The organism is Acinetobacter johnsonii (assembly GCF_048551975.1).
In the GTDB taxonomy this organism is placed as follows: Bacteria; Pseudomonadota; Gammaproteobacteria; order Pseudomonadales; family Moraxellaceae; genus Acinetobacter; species Acinetobacter johnsonii_A.
In genome coordinates, this window is the sequence record NZ_JBIMCF010000007.1 from 123,625 (window position 1) to 141,129 (window position 17,505).

Here is a 17,505-nt window from a genome sequence, read left to right on the forward strand (position 1 = left end):
AAGATTGAGGTATAGCGCAATGCAACAACTGAATCCATCCGAGATCAGTGCGCTCATTAAACAGCGTATCGGCGATCTGGACACCAGCGCGACCGCTAAAAACGAAGGGACCATTGTTATGGTTTCCGACGGTATTGTGCGTATTCACGGCCTTGCTGATGCAATGTACGGTGAAATGATCGAATTCGACGGCGGCTTATACGGTATGGCACTGAACCTAGAACAGGATTCAGTGGGCGTCGTTGTTTTAGGTAACTACTTAAGCCTTCAAGAAGGTCAAAAAGCGCGTTGCACAGGTCGTGTATTAGAAGTTCCGGTTGGTCCAGAACTTTTAGGCCGTGTCGTAGATGCTTTGGGTAACCCAATTGATGGTAAAGGCCCAATTGATGCAAAATTAACTGATGCTGTTGAAAAAGTAGCACCAGGTGTAATTTGGCGTCAATCAGTGGATCAACCTGTACAAACTGGTTATAAATCAGTAGATACAATGATCCCTGTAGGCCGTGGTCAGCGTGAGTTGATCATTGGTGACCGTCAAACTGGTAAAACAGCGATGGCGATCGATGCGATCATCGCTCAGAAAAACTCTGGCATTAAATGTGTATACGTAGCAATTGGTCAAAAGCAATCGACTATCGCTAATGTTGTACGCAAGCTAGAAGAAACTGGCGCTATGGCGTATACCACTGTTGTAGCAGCAGCTGCAGCCGATCCAGCAGCAATGTTGTACTTGGCTCCATATTCTGGCTGTACAATGGGTGAATACTTCCGTGACCGCGGTGAAGATGCACTAATCATTTATGATGATTTGTCTAAGCAAGCTGTTGCTTACCGTCAAATTTCATTGTTATTACGTCGTCCACCAGGTCGTGAAGCGTATCCAGGTGACGTATTCTATCTTCACTCTCGTCTTCTTGAGCGTGCTTCGCGCGTTTCTGCTGACTATGTTGAGAAATTCACGAATGGTGAAGTTAAAGGCCAAACTGGTTCATTAACTGCATTGCCAATCATTGAAACTCAAGCGGGTGACGTATCTGCATTCGTACCAACGAACGTAATTTCGATCACTGACGGTCAGATCTTCCTTGAAACATCGTTATTCAACGCAGGTATTCGTCCTGCTGTGAACGCGGGTATCTCTGTATCTCGTGTTGGTGGTTCAGCGCAAACTAAGATCATCAAAAAATTGTCTGGTGGTATCCGTACTGCTTTGGCGCAATACCGTGAATTGGCAGCATTTGCTCAGTTCGCTTCTGACCTTGATGAAGCAACTCGTAAGCAACTTGAACATGGTCAACGTGTAACTGAATTAATGAAGCAAAAACAATATGCTCCATATTCAATTGCTGACCAAGCTGTTTCAATTTATGCATCTAACGAAGGCTATATGGCTGACGTTGAAGTGAAGAAAATCGTAGACTTTGATGCTGCGTTAATCTCTTACTTCCGTTCAGAACATGCTGCGTTAATGCAAAACATCGATGCTACTGGTGATTACAACAAGGACATCGAAGCTGCAATCAAAGCAGGTATTGAAAGCTTTAAAGCGACTCAAACTTACTAATTTCAACTTCAGTTGGATTTAGTTTTGGTTTGGTTCACGGATCAACCTTCGAGGGCTTGAAAGGGCCTTCGAATACTAGGTTAAGCGTATGGCAAATTTAAAAGAAATTCGCGCCAAAGTAGCTAGTATCAAAAGCACGCAGAAAATTACTCGCGCGATGCAGATGGTAGCAGCTTCTAAGATGCGTCGTGCGCAAGAGCGCATGGCTCAAGGCCGTCCGTATGCCGAAAATATGCACCGTGTAATTGCTCATTTGGTACAAGCGAACCCTGAATACAAACACCGTTATATGGTTGAACGCCCAGTTAAGCGCGTTGGCTATATCATTGTGTCTTCAGATCGCGGCCTTGCTGGTGGTTTGAACATTAACTTGTTCAAAAAAGTGGTTAAACACGTCCAACAGCAACAAGAGCAGTCAATTGAAGTTCAATTTGCTTTAATTGGTCAAAAAGCGGTTTCGTTTTTTAAAAACTACGGCGGTAAAGTGCTCGGTGCTACGACAAATGTCGGTGATACACCAAGCCTTGAACAGTTATCTGGTTCTGTACAGGTGATGTTAGATGCGTTTGATAAAGGCGAGTTAGATCGTATTTATCTCGTATCCAACGGCTTTGTCAATGCCATGACTCAAAATCAAAAGATCGAACAACTTGTGCCTTTAGCGACTGCTGAAGAAAACAAGACCCTTAACCGTCAATACGGTTGGGATTATATCTATGAGCCTGAAGCTGAAGAGCTTTTAAATGGCTTATTGGTTCGTTATATCGAGTCTGTGGTATACCAAGGCGTGATCGAAAACATCGCGTGTGAGCAGTCAGCTCGTATGGTTGCAATGAAAGCTGCAACTGACAACGCAGGTGAATTGATCAAGAGCCTACAACTTATTTATAACAAGCTGCGTCAAGCCGCGATTACTCAGGAAATTTCTGAGATCGTTGGTGGTGCCGCTGCCGTTTAACATTATTTTGAATTGAGGAGACAGCAATGAGTAGCGGTCGTATCATTCAGATCATCGGCGCGGTTATCGACGTCGAGTTTGAACGTAACAGCGTTCCTAAGATCTATGACGCTCTCCACGTTGATGGCACTGAAACTACTTTAGAAGTTCAGCAACAACTTGGTGATGGCGTAGTTCGTACTATTGCAATGGGTTCTACTGAAGGCCTTAAGCGTGGTTTGAACGTAACGAATACTAACGCTCCAATCTCTGTACCAGTGGGTACAGCGACTTTGGGTCGTATCATGGACGTTCTTGGTCGCCCAATCGACGAAGCTGGTCCAGTTGCGACTGAAGCGCGTTTGCCAATTCACCGTCAAGCGCCTTCTTATGCTGAACAAGCAGCTTCTACTGACCTTTTAGAAACTGGTATTAAAGTCATCGACTTACTTTGCCCGTTTGCAAAAGGTGGTAAAGTTGGTCTGTTCGGTGGTGCCGGTGTTGGTAAAACTGTAAACATGATGGAGTTGATCAACAACATCGCGAAAGCTCACTCAGGTTTATCTGTGTTTGCTGGTGTTGGTGAGCGTACTCGTGAAGGTAATGACTTCTATCACGAGATGAAAGACTCAAACGTTCTTGACAAGGTAGCAATGGTTTACGGTCAGATGAACGAGCCACCAGGTAACCGTTTACGCGTAGCGTTGACTGGTTTGACTATGGCTGAGTACTTCCGTGACGAGAAAGACGAAAACGGTAAAGGCCGTGACGTATTATTGTTCGTCGACAACATCTACCGTTATACACTAGCAGGTACTGAAGTATCAGCACTTCTAGGTCGTATGCCATCTGCAGTAGGTTACCAACCGACACTTGCAGAAGAGATGGGTGTTCTTCAAGAACGTATTACATCGACTAAGTCTGGTTCTATTACGTCAATCCAAGCGGTATACGTACCTGCCGATGACTTAACAGATCCATCGCCTGCAACTACGTTTGCTCACTTAGATGCAACTGTAGTATTGAGCCGTGACATCGCATCTTCTGGTATTTACCCAGCGATCGATCCACTTGACTCAACTTCACGTCAGTTAGATCCACTAGTAGTGGGTGCTGAGCATTACGAGATCGCTCGTTCAGTTCAAAACGTTCTTCAACGTTATAAAGAATTGAAAGACATCATCGCGATTCTTGGTATGGACGAACTTGCAGAAGAAGATAAGTTGACTGTTTACCGTGCGCGTAAAATCCAACGTTTCTTCTCTCAACCGTTCCACGTAGCTGAAGTGTTTACTGGTGCTCCTGGTAAACTTGTACCGCTTAAAGAAACGATTCGTGGCTTTAAAGGTCTTTTAGCTGGTGAATATGACCACATTCCAGAACAAGCGTTCTACATGGTTGGTGGTATTGACGAAGTAATTGCTAAAGCTGAGAAACTTTAATTAGTTACCTAATTTAGGAGATTCTCATGTCGACTATGCAGTGTGATGTTGTAAGTGTTCAAGAGTCTTTGTACTCTGGTACTGTAACGATGCTAATTGCTAAAGGTGCTGGTGGTGAATTAGGTATTATGCCTGGTCACGCGCCACTAGTAACTTTACTCAAGCCGGGTACAATCCGTGTTCTGCTTGAAAACGGTACAGAAGAGTTAATCTATGTATCTGGTGGTGTTTTAGAAGTTCAACCGCATGTTGTTACGGTTCTTGCAGATACTGCAGTCCGTGCAGAAAACTTAGATGAAGCAGCAATTTTAGAAGCGCGTAAAAACGCTGAACAATTGCTTGCAAATCAAAAGAGCGACTTGGACTCGGCTGCTGCTTTGGCTGCTCTTGCAGAAACTGCTGCTCAGTTGGAAACCATCCGCAAAATCAAAAACCGCGCTCAATAAGAGATGGTTTGAGATTAAAAAAAGCCACCGAAAGGTGGCTTTTTTTATGTGTTGATAAAAATGAGTCAATTGCTTATTTCATGATGAGTTTGTTGGTTTCTTAGTTGTCATTGTTCAAATGGATTGGATGGGTCTGTTGCATACGCGCAATCTTTGTTTTGTATGATAGTGGTTCGTCTTTTACTTGTATGCTGGCTTGTAAAATATTTTGAATACACAATTTTTAAAATTCATCTAAATCAATGCTCCTCTACTTGATATATTTCGTTAAGCAAGGACATAGCTATCTAAAGTTGCATATCTTTTATTCAACAGAAGTTATATTTTAAATGCTTCTCTGTAAGCGAAGATGAAAATGAACCTGATAGCGCATGAATCCCACTTTTGGGAACTTTACCAAGATTTTGAGCATTATTATCTGAGTATAGCAGTCGATATGAGCTCAGTGGTGTCATGTTGGGACTTGGTGCTGACTTCAGAAGAAATATTACAATATGAACATCGGGGTCGTGCGAGCATTCAGGAGCTGACCAAAGCCATGATTGAAGCAGCTTACAAAGGTGATTTCTCAATGATGGAAGCACGTTTAGCCAAGCCCTATGAGCGTCACGCTATGCAAAAGGCTTTTAAAGAATGGTTAGCACAGAGCAAAACTCAGGAACAGTCTTCGTTTTGATGAGGTATGAGCTTAAAGCATTGTTTTAAAATTATTTTAAAAAGCTCTGACGCAATTGGCTGAACATCATGCGGCTAACGGTATCGTGCTGCGTCTCGATCAGCTTTTTGATTTGCTCAACTTGAGGCTCATCTTCAGGAATCACAATCTCTGGGTCGATTTCGATATCCGAATTGGACATGGTATTGGATGGTTGTGCAAGCAAATTTGAAGATGGGTGTTCGGCATGCCAAAGCTGTGTTTCGAGTGACATGATGTACTTATATTCATCGGTATTGGGGTTAAACCGCTTATATAGTCTCAGGTCTTGCATTGCATCTTGACGGCTTCGGTCAGGCATATCTGTTTCGACTTCCAACCATTCAGAGAGAACCGGATGAATTTCATGTTGCATTAGTTGGTAATTAAGCCAATCGCTGAGCAGGCTATGATCGATGTCAGACAGATATGGGCTGTTGTCTTGCAGCAATTGTTGTAAGTGTTCGAGAACCAAAACTTCCTGCTTTTGTAAGGCATAGCGCGTTTCAGCATCAAATTGTTGGTATTCTTCGGCTGGAATTTTATTGAAATGTTGCTTTTCGACGAAAGCATCTACAATATGCGTTTGAAATAAGGTATTCCATTGCTCTAGCGCATGAATTTCGAGCTGTTGTAACTCTTTAAACGCTTTGGTTTGATAGCGAGTGAGCCGAAGGCGTTGAATATTTTGCTGGTTGAGCTCAATTTTTTGTTTGATGTATTCAGCATAAGCGCCTTGTTGTTTGGGGCTGACAGGGCTTGCAACATCGACTAAAAGTAACCGCTGCTGTTGTTTGTATTTGAGCCAGTCCTGAATAAGTTGAACATCTTTATGCTCTTTAGAAAAAAACTGTGTTAAGTGTGGCGTCGTTTTTTCAGGCATTAAAAAGTGCATCCAGCCAAAGACGATGATTGCTAAACAGGCGATCACAAGAATGACTTTTTTCATTATAAAAATGTTTTTCTGTGTTTCTTATTTGTACATAGTAGCTTAAAAATGAAAAATAGTTAATGTTTTTTCATTAAAGCTTCAAATCGGTATGGGCGAAATTGAAAATTCACCTTGCCCGAGAATACGAACTTTATACAGTGTATCAAAGCCTTCAGTATAGTGTGGAGGTTCAAATTTTTGGGCGGTGGCTCTGATTCCGACTTCAGGAATGCGGGCTTTGCCTTCACGTAGGCGGTTGCGTTGCAGTGCACTTTTAAGCTCAGTCTCAAAGAGGTAGCCAACAATTTCAAAGCCTGCGGCCTGAGCACTGGCAATATAACGGGCACGATCGGCTGGCGTAGGATTGGTATTATCAATCACCATTTTGGTTTTTGAGGCCAGTCCTGCTTCAAAAATGATTTTTTCACGATGCCTTGTTTTCAACATGTCGAGATTGATGCGCAAATGGCTATGTGCCAAATTCAACAGATAATAGCTCGATTTTCCTGAAGCTTGGATGCCCATAAAAATAATCAGCTGCATGTGAGAAATCGTGCCTCAATCAAATTAGGAGAAAACCGTTGCAGTCATTTTCTCCTACTCTATTGCTGAAAGCACTAATATTTACATGTTTTAAGATTGGTTTGTGTTTGAACTATCATTCTCAGCTTGCTGAGGAATCATCATTGAAGCCAGTTTCAACATTTCAGATTGAATAGTGCCCATTTGCTGTTGCATCTTTTTAAATTCGACTTGGCTAAAATCCACCTGTCCATTTAAAAAGGGTGAATCTAAAACTTGTTGGTTGGCAGACAGTAGTTTTTCACGGATATCATTGATTTCTTGTGTTTTAAGATTCAGACCATTCAAGGCATTATTGAAACCTGTGAGCTGTTGTTGCAAAGCTGTCGCGGCGTGTTGCAACTGTTGTTGATCATGCTGTTCAATTGCGGCCTGCAAGTCACTTTGGGTTTCTTGCAGCTGAGTGACGTATTCACCTGCTTTTAATTGCATATCTGCCACATCACGCACGATATAGAGCATATTGCCACTTTTCAGTTCAGGTTTTTCAGGGCTTTGTGTATTTGCTGATTGGTGTTGCTCAGATGACTCAGTCTGGATGTCTTGCTGATTCGGCTCTGCTGCTTGCTCACAGCCAATGAGTAGGATGCCTGAACTAAACAGTGCAAAAGGAAGAACCAAGTTTTGTAAAAGTTTTTTCATCATCAAATCAGTATTGGGCTATGTATTTTTTAATATAAGGGCAAAATCTGTAGATAAAATGCTGGGTTTCAAAGTCATTACAAAACTTTTTAAAATAAAAAAGAGTGCCTGAGCACTCTTCATTTACAGTAGTTTAACCAGCAATGATTTTAATAATGGAATGATTGCGAATGTCTGTCAGTACATAGTCGCCATTCACTTTAATCCACTGTTGGTTTTTACCAGGTTTGCTGAGTTTTTTGTATTTTTGGTGATCTACTTTATAGGCATTGCTATGGTAAGCGTTTGGGAGTTTTTGACCTGCTTTCCAGTCTTGAGATGGACGGTTGGCTTTTTTCACAGTGCCATGGGTTGGCTGTTGATGTCCATTTGAAGTATGCTTTTGCGCATGTTCATGTGACTGAGCGGTTTGATGTTGCTGATGCTGTTCTTGTGGTGCTGCTAGTGTAGGCAGGGCAATCAATGCGGTTGAGATAGATAAAATGGCTGCTTTAATAAAGGTATTCATGAGCTTCACTTCTAGTTGTCTTGAGCGGATAGATGAATTATAGAGTGAAGTGTTTGATTGATCGTGAATGAAGTGTTGTAAAATTATCAAAATAAAGAAGAAATCATGAAGATCGAACCGATTCGAGTGTCATTACTGATTTAAAAAAATAAAAATATAAGCAGCCGTTAAATTCGACTGCTTATAAACAGCTTCAGGCTTATTTGGCCAATTCAGCATTGATAGCTTCGACAATACGCGGATCATTGGCCGTAATATCTGGTGCAAAACGCGCAACCACTTCGCCATTTTTATTGATTAAGAATTTCTCGAAGTTCCACAGCACTTCAGGTGGTTCGTTCGGGGTTAAGCCATAGTCCACCAAGTCTTTCCACCAAGGGCCTTCACCAATGCGTTCAGGCACCGCTTGGGTGAGCTTTTCATATAACGGATGCTTATCATCCCCTGCGACCGAGATTTTTGAAAAAAGCGGGAAATCTACTTGATAGTTTAAGGAGCAGAATTCTTGAATTTCAGCATCTGAACCCGGTTCTTGTGCCAAGAAATTGTTCGCAGGAAAACCTAGAATCTCTAAACCCTGTGATTTTTTGTCTTGATAGAGTTTTTCTAAGCCTTCGTACTGCGGTGTGAGACCGCATTTAGATGCCACATTCACCACCAAGAGAACTTTACCTTGGTATTGGTTTAAGTTGATGTCTTCGCCCTGAATAGTTTTGACAGGAATATTATAAATTGAAGTGCTCATTTACGTCTCCTTATACGATGTGCATTTTATTGTGTTGGAAGCGTTCGACAAAGTCACGCCCATTTGCAGATTGATCGCAACAAAAAAGCAAGCTGAGGCTTGCTTTAAAGAGTAGGGAGGTCATTAAGATGCTGGAGCTGCTTTGACTTTCGCTTCTAAAGCCGTTACGTCAGCAATGATCGATTTCTGCAATTCAGCTGCTTTGTTTTGGAGTTCGGTGATTTTCGCGCTATCTGGCTTTGTTTTTGTACTTTCTTTGGTGAGCTCGACACCTAGATCATTGGCGTCCTGCATTTTTTCACGTAAAGCATCTACTTCAGCACTTTTTAAGGTTAAGGCATCTAATTCATCATTAAATTGCTTCACATAGGTTTCTGTTTTTTCAACCATGGTTTTAATTTGAGCGGGATCCTTTTTCTCTAAGGTTGCACTCACTTCTTTTTGAAACGCGGCTGCTTCTTGAGCTTTGGTATTCGATAGCGTTTGTACGGCTAACAAATCCGCTTGAATATCGGCAATATTGTTATTGCTATGATGAGCAACGATAGTGGTTGCTTCGGTTGAGGTCGCTTCAGATGCAGACGTCGTTTGTTCAACGGCTGGCTCAGTTCCTTTTTTTTCGCACGCAGCCAAAGTAAGTGTGGCCATACAAACTGTGGTTAAAAGTAACTTTTTCATAACGACATCCTTCTATCGGGAAATATGTTTTTGTAGGCCAGAGTCTAAGAGCAATGACCAATCAATTAAAAAAATACGTTAGCTAGAACAGCATTAATACGATGCAGAGATCGTTGACATTGTTCTATGGTGTTTTTGTAGAGTGAAGCTGCTGAAATGCATCAATTTGTTGAAATGTATCGTTTTATATTGTCTTAATATTATGTTTTTTATTAATTTTATATTTTAAGATAAATGTATCAATTATGTGTGATACCAAAATGATATTCGAATAAATCATAAAAATGTTTTACCATTCATTTAAATTTTGCAAACAAAAGCTAAACGGGAAAAAGAATGAGTACCACAACACAACGTATGTATTGGGCTTTGAGTCTCCCTATCATCGCCGTACTCATTTGGTCGATCAATATTGTCGTTACGCGTTATGTAGCTGATTTCATTTCGCCAGTCAGTATTAGTTTTTATCGGTGGTTCTTTGCATTCATTCTGTTAACGCCTTTTGTCGTGCGAGCTTTATGTCGTCAGTGGGCATTAATTCGAGCGCATTTGGGTCAGTTGGCAGTGCTAAGTGCATTTGGTCTGGTGTTGTATCAGGGCTTAGCCTACACCGCAGCGCACTATACGACTGCGACTAATATGGGACTGATTAATGCCTTTATTCCGATCTTTACCATTTTTGTTTCACTGCTGATCTTAAAAGATATTCCAAATCGTTTTGCGATGATCGGGAGTATTTTATCTTTTGCAGGTTTGGTGTATATCATTGGGCAGGGCAATCTTGCGGGCTTAGTTCAATCAGGCGGGCATTTGGGTGATGTCCTGATGGTGGTTGCGGTATTCTTCTATGCCTTTTATGGGGTGTTTTTGAAAAAGTGGCAATTGCAAATTCCCTTGATGTTGAGCCTCTATGTGCAGATCTTTTTTGCACTGCTTTACCATTTACCTTTTATTGCCTATTTCGGTCTCGATTCAATCAATAGTGAAAATGCGGCAAGTGTTATGTATGCCAGCATTTTCCCTTCTTTGGTTGCGCCTTTACTGTGGATGTTGGCCATTACCCATTTAGGGCCGAATCGAACCAGTATTTTCATGAACTTGATGCCAGTCTTTACCGCAGTGATTGCCTATGTCTGGTTGAAAGAGGCGTGGACGGTTTATCATACGGTCGGTGGTGTGGTTATTATCTGTGGCATTTTACTGGCACAGCGTAAAACAGCTTTAAAAACGGCACCTTTAGTAAACTCGATGGATTAATTTTGGTTGAAAATCGATCATTTAAATTATTTTTTTAATAGAATAATTCATTAATAAGTTAATTTATTAATGCTATTTTAGATGATTAATGTATTTAATGTATATAAAAGCTGATTAAAAATAGGTAGATAATTTGAATTATAATTTAATTATCTCAATTAATCAGCGTTTTAACGCTGTTTCTAATATAAAAAATCTATTTGTTTAGAAAAGTAATTTGTTACATAATACGTCCACTGCAAACTTAGGCGAATGTCAAAACGGACATTAAGTGTTTGCTCATCAGTTTTCAGACCCTCTGGATGTGATTACACATCCTTTTTCATGCTCAGCCATCCCTATATGGCTGAGCTTTTTTTTATCTATTTTTCAGTAAAAATCCTGAGAAATAGCACGCTTTTAGGCACGAACCACTGCTCCAGTTTCGGCATCGAGTATGCGACTCGGTTCTTGGCTCAAGCCTAGGTCACCATTTAGATAATTCACTTGTTGCGCAAAGTATTGGTTGGCATCTTGTAATGAGCGGGCAGGTGATAATCCAGCAGGGTTGGCACTGGTTGAGACTATGAAGCCTTGAAAGGCATTGCAAAGTGCCACACAAATCGGATGTGTGGTTACCCGTACAGCAACTTTAGGGTGATTGCCTTTAATCCATGTTGGAATATGTTTATTTGCAGGTAACAACCACGTGGTTGCGCGTTCTGATGGACTGCGATCGCTCCAGCTGTCGATCACTTGTTGACGGATGTGGGGATCTAAATGTTCTAAAAGCGGTTCAACTTGAGCAATTTGCCCAGCCAGTAAAATTACCCCTTTTTCAATCGGGCGTTGCTTAATCTGCAAAATATCTAGAAAGGCCTGTTCGTTATACGGATCACAGCCTAAACCCCATACTGCTTCTGTTGGATATGCTAAAACTTGACCTTGTTTTAAACATTGCGCCGCTTCAGTCACAGAGGTGGTAATCATTACACTTAGTACCTTTTATTGGTTCATAAAGGGTTATTGTGAACCTTATTGGCTAGAACGGCAACGCAGATAATTGCCAGCCTGTTGTTGTGCGAGCCCCAAAATCTCCAGTTCCATTAACTGGCTAGTGAGTGTGGCAATATCGGTGTTAAGTTTGAAATTAAGTTGATCCATATTTTGTCCCACCCAATCCAGTTGATTATAAAGTTCGAGTAAATTAGATGGGATCTCAATACTAATGCTTGGTGTATTTTCTTGTGACTGGGATTGGCTATGCCATTGAGTGGGGAGTGCCAGGTCTTCAATGATTTGCTCAGGATGATCGACCAAAATCGCCCCTTCTCGGATTAGTTGATGACAACCTTGATGGTGTTCACTATAAATATGACCGGGAATCGCAAAAATAATCTTCCCTTGTTCAGCAGCAGATTTGGCTGTGCCAAGAGAGCCACTTTTGAGTGCGGCTTCTGCAACCACGACGCCTAAACTCAATGCACTTACGATGCGGTTGCGCCGTGGAAAATTATGCTGTAAAGGCGGTGTATGTGGTAAAAATTCACTAATAATACAGCCATTATTCTCTAATATTTGCTTACGCAGTGTTTGATGTTGGGAGGGGTAAGTGAGATCTAAGCCCGTGCCCATCACCGCAATAGTGCGTTGATGTTTTAAGCCACCCTGATGTGCCGCTGCATCAATACCTTCAGCTAAACCACTGCAAATATAAAAGCCCTTTTCGGCGAGGTAATAGGCAAAGTCATAAGCCACTTGTTTGCCGTGTGGACTGGGTTTTCGACTGCCGACGATAGCAACTTGAGGTTGTAATAGGTTTTGTGGATTACCCTGACCAAATAAAATCGGTGGCCGGTCAGCATAGGGCAGCAGTTGCGAGGGATAATGACTTTCACTATCAAGCAAAATAAAATCACAACTGGCTTGGACGTCCTGCAGTAAAGTTTGTAATTTGATTTGGCCAGCAGGTGTTTGAATTTCTATGACACGTTGTAGATGACTTTTGTGTAAGCCGAGATTTGGCCAGATTTGAAGATTGGAAGCAGCAACAGCTTTTGTGCTTGTGCCAAAATACTGCTTTAGCTTTTGAAAGCTCGATAAAGAATGCTGAACCAAATACCACAGAGTGATTGTTGCAATCTGTTCATGTGATAAAGAGTTCAGCATATATACACCTTAAGGCAACGGATTATTCATCCACGATAGAGGGAGAAAGTTTTGCGCCCAAGTTTATTGGTAGTTCGCTGTCGAGCACATAAGCATAGCTGACACGGTCAAAGGTTTTAAAGACCATGATATTACCGATACGCTCCGTTGGAAGGGTCAGTTTTTCATTGGTTTTCGGATCACGAATTTCTTGACCTTTTTGACTAACCGAGAACACATAACCCGATTGAACGCCATCCACTGTGCCACGGTCAATAGTTACAACTGAATGCTTCGCCGCTAGACCAATCGAACCTTGAACACGAATCACTTGTCCACCCCCAGTCACATCTTGTGCATGTGTTGGGTAGAACAAGGTTGGAAGCATGGCGTCGTATTCAGGCAGTACGCGATAACCACGACGTACTTCAGAATTATACGAATCTGTGATTTCTAAAGTGGACATGTCATTTTCACCCCGAATGGCAATGGCTGAAGCAACCTGAGTCAATTCTAGACCTAGATTTTGTTTTTTGCCCTCTGCATCCGTCACAATGTACGGCTCGCCTTCACGGTAAATCGCGTAGCGTTGACCGACTTCAATGCCTTGGCCACGTGCATAAACAGTTTGGCCTTTACCTGCAATCACACGCTGATCGGCAGCGCCAACGATATACGGTGTACCTTGCAAAGATTCCTCAGAAAGAATAGTGCTGTGTTCAAGCCAGTTTTTAATGTATTCCAGTGGAATGACAGGAATGGCATTGTTTAAAGACTCAACGCGTGCTTGAGGTTGAAGTTTAGTGCCGCCTGTATAACGACGAATAATCCCTTCACAACCATCGCCTTCATCTTTACCAATAATTGGACGACCTTCATAGGTACACATCAATAAACGGTCACCCGGGAAAATCCAATGCGGATTTTTGACGTGTCTATTGCTAGCCCAAATTTCAGGCCAACGCACAGGATTGTTTAGGAAACGTTTAGAAATATCCCAAAGGGTATCGCCTTTTTTTACCACATAAACATTTGGTGCATTGGCTTTTAAAGCAGGAGGATTGTAATTTCGTGTAGGTGCAGCTTGAGCTGTTGAAGTGACGCCAGCGCCAACACTTACGCAAACCGCAAGTGCTAACATGTGTTGCTTAAACCCCAAGGCACTAAAAGATGGCATGCCCATAAAAACCTTTTTCATTATCATAATTCCTAAAATTATGTATGTAGTTGCGTTATAATAACGATATTACACACATTTTTTTGATCAAGCATTCCCTTCATTTGGTTTTTTGATCAATGGCATAATTGAGGACGCAGTATGGCCTTATTACCTATTTTAAGTTTTCCTGATCCCCGTCTTCGTACCATTGCACAACCCGTCGAAGAAGTTACTGATGAAATTCGTCAGCTGGCTGCAGATATGTTTGAAACCATGTATGAAGCGCCAGGCATTGGACTTGCCGCGACACAAGTTGATCGTCATATTCAGCTGATTGTCATGGACTTATCTGAACATAAAGATCAACCTTTGGTATTCATTAACCCCAAAGTTACCCCATTGACTGAAGAAACGCAGCCCTATGAAGAAGGCTGCCTATCAGTTCCCCAAATATACGACAAAGTTGAGCGCCCGTCACGCGTAAAGATCGAAGCAATTAACCTTGAAGGTCAAGCATTTGAGATCGAAGCTGACGAACTTCTCGCTGTTTGCATTCAACATGAAATGGATCACTTAAATGGCAAATTGTTCGTCGACTATTTGTCACCATTGAAGCGTCAACGTGCACGTGAAAAAGTTGAAAAATTGACCCGTCAGCGCCAAAAAGACAAAGTGGCTGTAAAACGCGGTTAAGTTTTTTTGCTTAAAAATCATCTTTAAAGTGAGCCCAATTTCGATTGGGCTTTGTTATAATGGCCGCGTTGTCAATTCGGATGGAATGGATTGTTTTTTAGAGCTGCGTTGCTACTGTCTTGTGTAGCCGTGTTTTTACAGATTGCTGTTTTTTTACAGCCTTTACTACCGACGCAATATCAAATTGCGCCGGTCTGTGAAACCATTTCGCGTGCGCTTTTACTCAAACCAGTTGAACATCTCAGTTCTCATGCTGAAAAGCACTCCACACATCATCATGAAATGCAGGCTCAGTATGAACTCAGTTCACAACCTGCCGAACACAATCATCATGATGCAAATCATCAATGCCAATACTGTACGGTATATGGCAATCTCGTGTTGCCGCCTGATTTAGAGTTGAAAGCGGTACTTGACCGTATTCAAGTCCGTTTAGTTGCATTTCAGAAAGCCTTTGCGCATGTTTGGTTTGCACTGCAACAACTCTTCTTACTACCTCAAGGGCGAGCACCGCCACTGTCTGTATAAACCTAGACATATATTTTTCGGGTCTTAACGGACTCTAGCCTAGTTGTATTTATAGATTCAGTGAGAATAAAAAATGGCTCAGCCTACATTCTTTTTACAGCCTCTTGTGGCTGCGATTTCCCTTGCTTGTTTTTCTACAGTGAGTTTTGCCACTGAAGCAGACAGCGCGCACATTTTAGCGCCTATCGTGGTGACGGCTCAGCAGGGCAATGATGCCCATGGTCTGATTGTACATGCCGATCCTAAACAACCCACGCAGCCGATTCCTGCGGTTGATGGTGCAGCCTACCTACAAAGTATTGTGGGCTTTAACCAAATCAAAAATGGCGGTGCGAATGGTGATGTCACTTTCCGTGGTATGTTTGGCTCACGTATTAAAATCCTCACAGATGGTACGGAAAATTTAGGCGCATGCCCAAGTCGTATGGATAATCCAGCGTCGTATGTTTCTCCTGAAAGCTACGACAAAATCACGGTCGTAAAAGGGCCGCAAACTGTTCAGTATGCGCATACTGGTTCAGCCGCAACTGTTATTTTTGAACGTGAGCCTGAACAGCTCACTTCGGCGAAACCTTATCGTGGACAAGCCAGTGTCATGCTTGGCTCTTATGGTCGTTTGGATCAGAATATTGAAGCCGCTGTTGGTGATGAAAAGAAATATGCACGTTTAAATGCTAACCGTTCGATTGCAGACAGTTATCAAGATGGAGCTAGTCACACGGTTCCGTCCGATTGGGAAAAGTGGAATGCAGACCTTGCATTAGGCTGGACTCCGAATGAAGACACATGGATAGAGCTAAAAGGTGGTAAAAGTGATGGTGAGGCTGTTTATGCTGGACGTAGCATGGATGGCTCTAAATTTGACCGTGAAAGTCTAGGTTTGCATCTGCAAAAGAAAAATATCAGCGAGGTGATTAAGAAGGTCGAAGCACAAGTTGACTATAGCTATAACGACCATGTTATGGATAATTTTCGTTTAAGAACACCACCAACAACGACTATGACGATGAATGGCATGAGTATGACTGTGCCAAATAAGATGGAGATGGAGGTGACACGTCGTACGTTGAATGCACGTGCTGCAATGACTTCTGAATGGGACAAAGTCAGCCTGATGACAGGAATAGACTCACAGCGTAATAAGCATGGTGGCAATATGATTATGTACGCTATGCCGAGTATGAACTCTCCCTTTAAAACCAATATGGAATTTGAGTCTTATGGGGCTTTTGGCGAGCTGAGTTATGCATTCAATGATCAGCATAAACTGGTGACAGGTGCACGCGTCGATCAAGCGAAGATTGATAATTTAGCCACTAATACAGAACGTAAAGAAACTTTGCCAAGTGGTTTTATTCGAATTGAAAGTGAGCTTGCGGAACATCTTAAAACTTACGCAGGTTTAGGTTATGTAGAGCGTGTGCCTGATTATTGGGAATTGTTTAGTACCAAATATCATCAAAGTGCAGGTACGACCTTTGCCGATTTAGAGAATGAAAAAACCGCGCAGTTTGATGCAGGCTATCAATATGAACAGGGTGCATTTAAATCATGGGCTTCTGTTTACGCAGGTTTGATTCAAGACTATATATTAGTGGCGTATACCCCGACAGGTTCAATGGGCAAGTTAGAAGCCAAAAGCCGAAATGTCGATGCAACCATTGCAGGTGCTGAAGCAGGTGTGGCTTACCAGTTGACGGATCAAATTCAAGCGGACATCAGTGCCATGTATGCATGGGGTGAAAATACAACGGATCACACCGCTTTACCGCAAATTGCACCATTAGAAGGACGTTTCAATCTACGCTATGTGCAAGAAAAATATAACCTTGGTTTATTATGGCGTGTGGTTGCAGCACAAGATCGTACTAGCTACCGAGAAGGCAATATCATTGGATACGATTTAGAAGACAGTAAAGGTTTTGGAACTCTGTCTTTAAATGGGACTTATAATATCCAAAAAGATCTAGACCTTTCAGTCGGAATAGATAATGTGCTGAATAAAAACTATGCCGAGCATCTAAATAAAGCTGGTAGTGCTGGCTTTGGTTTTGCCGCAGAGGAGCAATTCAGTAATATTGGTCGAAATTATTGGGCTCGAATCAGTATGAAGTTCTAAATATATTGAGAAGATCGGAAGCAGCCATTCTAGAAATAGAATGGCTGTTTTGGGTTTTAAGATAGAAATTGAGTGAGAAAACAGCATTTTAAGTGGATATTCACCATAAAAAGTAGAAAAAAACAGCGATTTAAATAAAATATTTAAATATTATTTCGATATATTTTTATTTAAATTAATTAAAACAATACATTAAGTTTAATTTGTGCGAATGTGATGGTACGGTTTAAGGCACTAACTAGGAAGTAGATAAATTTATTGAAAAACATTTTATATAAATAACAGTAGCTTATAATTTTATGAGTTTGAAAAATAAACATGCAGAAATATTTATTGAAAAAAGGTGTTGCAAGGGATTAGAAATGCTGTAGAATGCACATCCATCGGCGGTGATGTTGATTAAAACTTGTTGAGAAACAAGGATTTAGCCCAAGTGGTAGAATCTGAAAGTCT

General features: G+C 41.6%; 18 protein-coding genes. 9 read left to right on the plus strand and 9 right to left on the minus strand.

The genetic code is table 11. The features are described 5' to 3' along the window. Nucleotides 1-19 precede the first annotated feature (19 nt). The 5 genes from atpA to ACG9ZB_RS08190 all read left to right on the plus strand — a co-directional run bounded on the left by atpA (nucleotide 20) and on the right by ACG9ZB_RS08190 (nucleotide 5,065). The gene (atpA, locus tag ACG9ZB_RS08170; protein ID WP_419325292.1) at nucleotides 20-1,564 is read left to right on the plus strand and encodes a F0F1 ATP synthase subunit alpha; all 1,545 of its coding nucleotides are present in this window, start codon (nucleotides 20-22) and stop codon (nucleotides 1,562-1,564) included. Between the two features lie 88 nt (nucleotides 1,565-1,652). Further along, complete coding sequence (gene atpG / locus ACG9ZB_RS08175; RefSeq protein ID WP_016165599.1) at nucleotides 1,653-2,522, plus strand: F0F1 ATP synthase subunit gamma; 870 nt, start codon at nucleotides 1,653-1,655, stop codon at nucleotides 2,520-2,522. Between the two features lie 26 nt (nucleotides 2,523-2,548). Continuing rightward, nucleotides 2,549-3,943 (plus strand): F0F1 ATP synthase subunit beta, encoded by a 1,395-nt coding sequence (gene atpD / locus ACG9ZB_RS08180; protein ID WP_004684425.1) that lies wholly within the window; start codon nucleotides 2,549-2,551, stop codon nucleotides 3,941-3,943. 26 nt (nucleotides 3,944-3,969) lie between these two features. Beyond that, nucleotides 3,970-4,389 (plus strand): F0F1 ATP synthase subunit epsilon, encoded by a 420-nt coding sequence (locus ACG9ZB_RS08185; RefSeq protein ID WP_131265675.1) that lies wholly within the window; start codon nucleotides 3,970-3,972, stop codon nucleotides 4,387-4,389. A gap of 355 nt (nucleotides 4,390-4,744) precedes the next feature. Beyond that, on the plus strand, nucleotides 4,745-5,065 hold the full coding sequence (locus tag ACG9ZB_RS08190) for a hypothetical protein (RefSeq protein ID WP_279745143.1): 321 nt from the start codon (nucleotides 4,745-4,747) through the stop codon (nucleotides 5,063-5,065). A 31-nt stretch (nucleotides 5,066-5,096) separates the two neighbouring features. Here the strand turns inward: ACG9ZB_RS08190 and ACG9ZB_RS08195 are convergent, their stop codons facing one another. From ACG9ZB_RS08195 to ACG9ZB_RS08220, 6 genes are all read right to left on the minus strand, one after another. Then, entirely contained in the window at nucleotides 5,097-6,032 is a 936-nt protein-coding gene (locus tag ACG9ZB_RS08195) for a hypothetical protein (protein WP_419325293.1), read from the minus strand. 81 nt (nucleotides 6,033-6,113) lie between these two features. Beyond that, nucleotides 6,114-6,557, minus strand: a complete 444-nt coding sequence (locus tag ACG9ZB_RS08200; RefSeq protein WP_419325294.1) for an AAA family ATPase — start codon at nucleotides 6,555-6,557, stop codon at nucleotides 6,114-6,116. Between the two features lie 90 nt (nucleotides 6,558-6,647). Continuing rightward, entirely contained in the window at nucleotides 6,648-7,238 is a 591-nt protein-coding gene (locus tag ACG9ZB_RS08205) for a hypothetical protein (protein ID WP_419325295.1), read from the minus strand. A gap of 133 nt (nucleotides 7,239-7,371) precedes the next feature. Further along, nucleotides 7,372-7,746, minus strand: a complete 375-nt coding sequence (locus ACG9ZB_RS08210; protein WP_419325296.1) for an RcnB family protein — start codon at nucleotides 7,744-7,746, stop codon at nucleotides 7,372-7,374. A gap of 199 nt (nucleotides 7,747-7,945) precedes the next feature. After that, nucleotides 7,946-8,491 (minus strand): glutathione peroxidase, encoded by a 546-nt coding sequence (locus ACG9ZB_RS08215; protein WP_419325297.1) that lies wholly within the window; start codon nucleotides 8,489-8,491, stop codon nucleotides 7,946-7,948. Between the two features lie 123 nt (nucleotides 8,492-8,614). After that, nucleotides 8,615-9,169 carry a hypothetical protein gene (locus ACG9ZB_RS08220; RefSeq protein WP_419325298.1) on the minus strand — a complete coding sequence of 185 codons (555 nt, stop codon included), beginning with the start codon at nucleotides 9,167-9,169 and terminating at the stop codon, nucleotides 8,615-8,617. Nucleotides 9,170-9,505: 336 nt separating this feature from the next. On the opposite strand from ACG9ZB_RS08220, the gene ACG9ZB_RS08225 reads away from it, so the two are divergent. After that, a complete protein-coding gene (locus ACG9ZB_RS08225; protein WP_419325299.1) occupies nucleotides 9,506-10,426 on the plus strand; it encodes a DMT family transporter in 921 nt (306 codons plus the stop codon). A gap of 399 nt (nucleotides 10,427-10,825) precedes the next feature. Here the strand turns inward: ACG9ZB_RS08225 and ACG9ZB_RS08230 are convergent, their stop codons facing one another. The 3 genes from ACG9ZB_RS08230 to ACG9ZB_RS08240 are packed head-to-tail and all read right to left on the minus strand — an operon-like array spanning nucleotide 10,826 to nucleotide 13,751. Next, nucleotides 10,826-11,395: an L-threonylcarbamoyladenylate synthase gene (locus tag ACG9ZB_RS08230; protein WP_125281522.1), complete on the minus strand. Its 570-nt coding sequence runs from the start codon at nucleotides 11,393-11,395 to the stop codon at nucleotides 10,826-10,828. 45 nt (nucleotides 11,396-11,440) lie between these two features. Beyond that, nucleotides 11,441-12,574, minus strand: a complete 1,134-nt coding sequence (dprA, locus tag ACG9ZB_RS08235) for a DNA-processing protein DprA (RefSeq protein WP_419325300.1) — start codon at nucleotides 12,572-12,574, stop codon at nucleotides 11,441-11,443. Nucleotides 12,575-12,596: 22 nt separating this feature from the next. After that, complete coding sequence (locus ACG9ZB_RS08240) at nucleotides 12,597-13,751, minus strand: LysM peptidoglycan-binding domain-containing protein (RefSeq protein ID WP_419325301.1); 1,155 nt, start codon at nucleotides 13,749-13,751, stop codon at nucleotides 12,597-12,599. Nucleotides 13,752-13,871: 120 nt separating this feature from the next. Here ACG9ZB_RS08240 and def point away from each other — a divergent pair, with 120 nt between their 5' ends. The 3 genes from def to ACG9ZB_RS08255 all read left to right on the plus strand — a co-directional run bounded on the left by def (nucleotide 13,872) and on the right by ACG9ZB_RS08255 (nucleotide 17,052). Further along, a complete protein-coding gene (gene def / locus ACG9ZB_RS08245; protein WP_201702181.1) occupies nucleotides 13,872-14,405 on the plus strand; it encodes a peptide deformylase in 534 nt (177 codons plus the stop codon). Between the two features lie 90 nt (nucleotides 14,406-14,495). After that, complete coding sequence (locus tag ACG9ZB_RS08250) at nucleotides 14,496-14,933, plus strand: DUF2946 family protein (RefSeq protein ID WP_419325302.1); 438 nt, start codon at nucleotides 14,496-14,498, stop codon at nucleotides 14,931-14,933. A gap of 73 nt (nucleotides 14,934-15,006) precedes the next feature. Next, entirely contained in the window at nucleotides 15,007-17,052 is a 2,046-nt protein-coding gene (locus ACG9ZB_RS08255) for a TonB-dependent copper receptor (RefSeq protein ID WP_419325303.1), read from the plus strand. The last annotated feature ends 453 nt before the right edge of the window (nucleotides 17,053-17,505 follow it).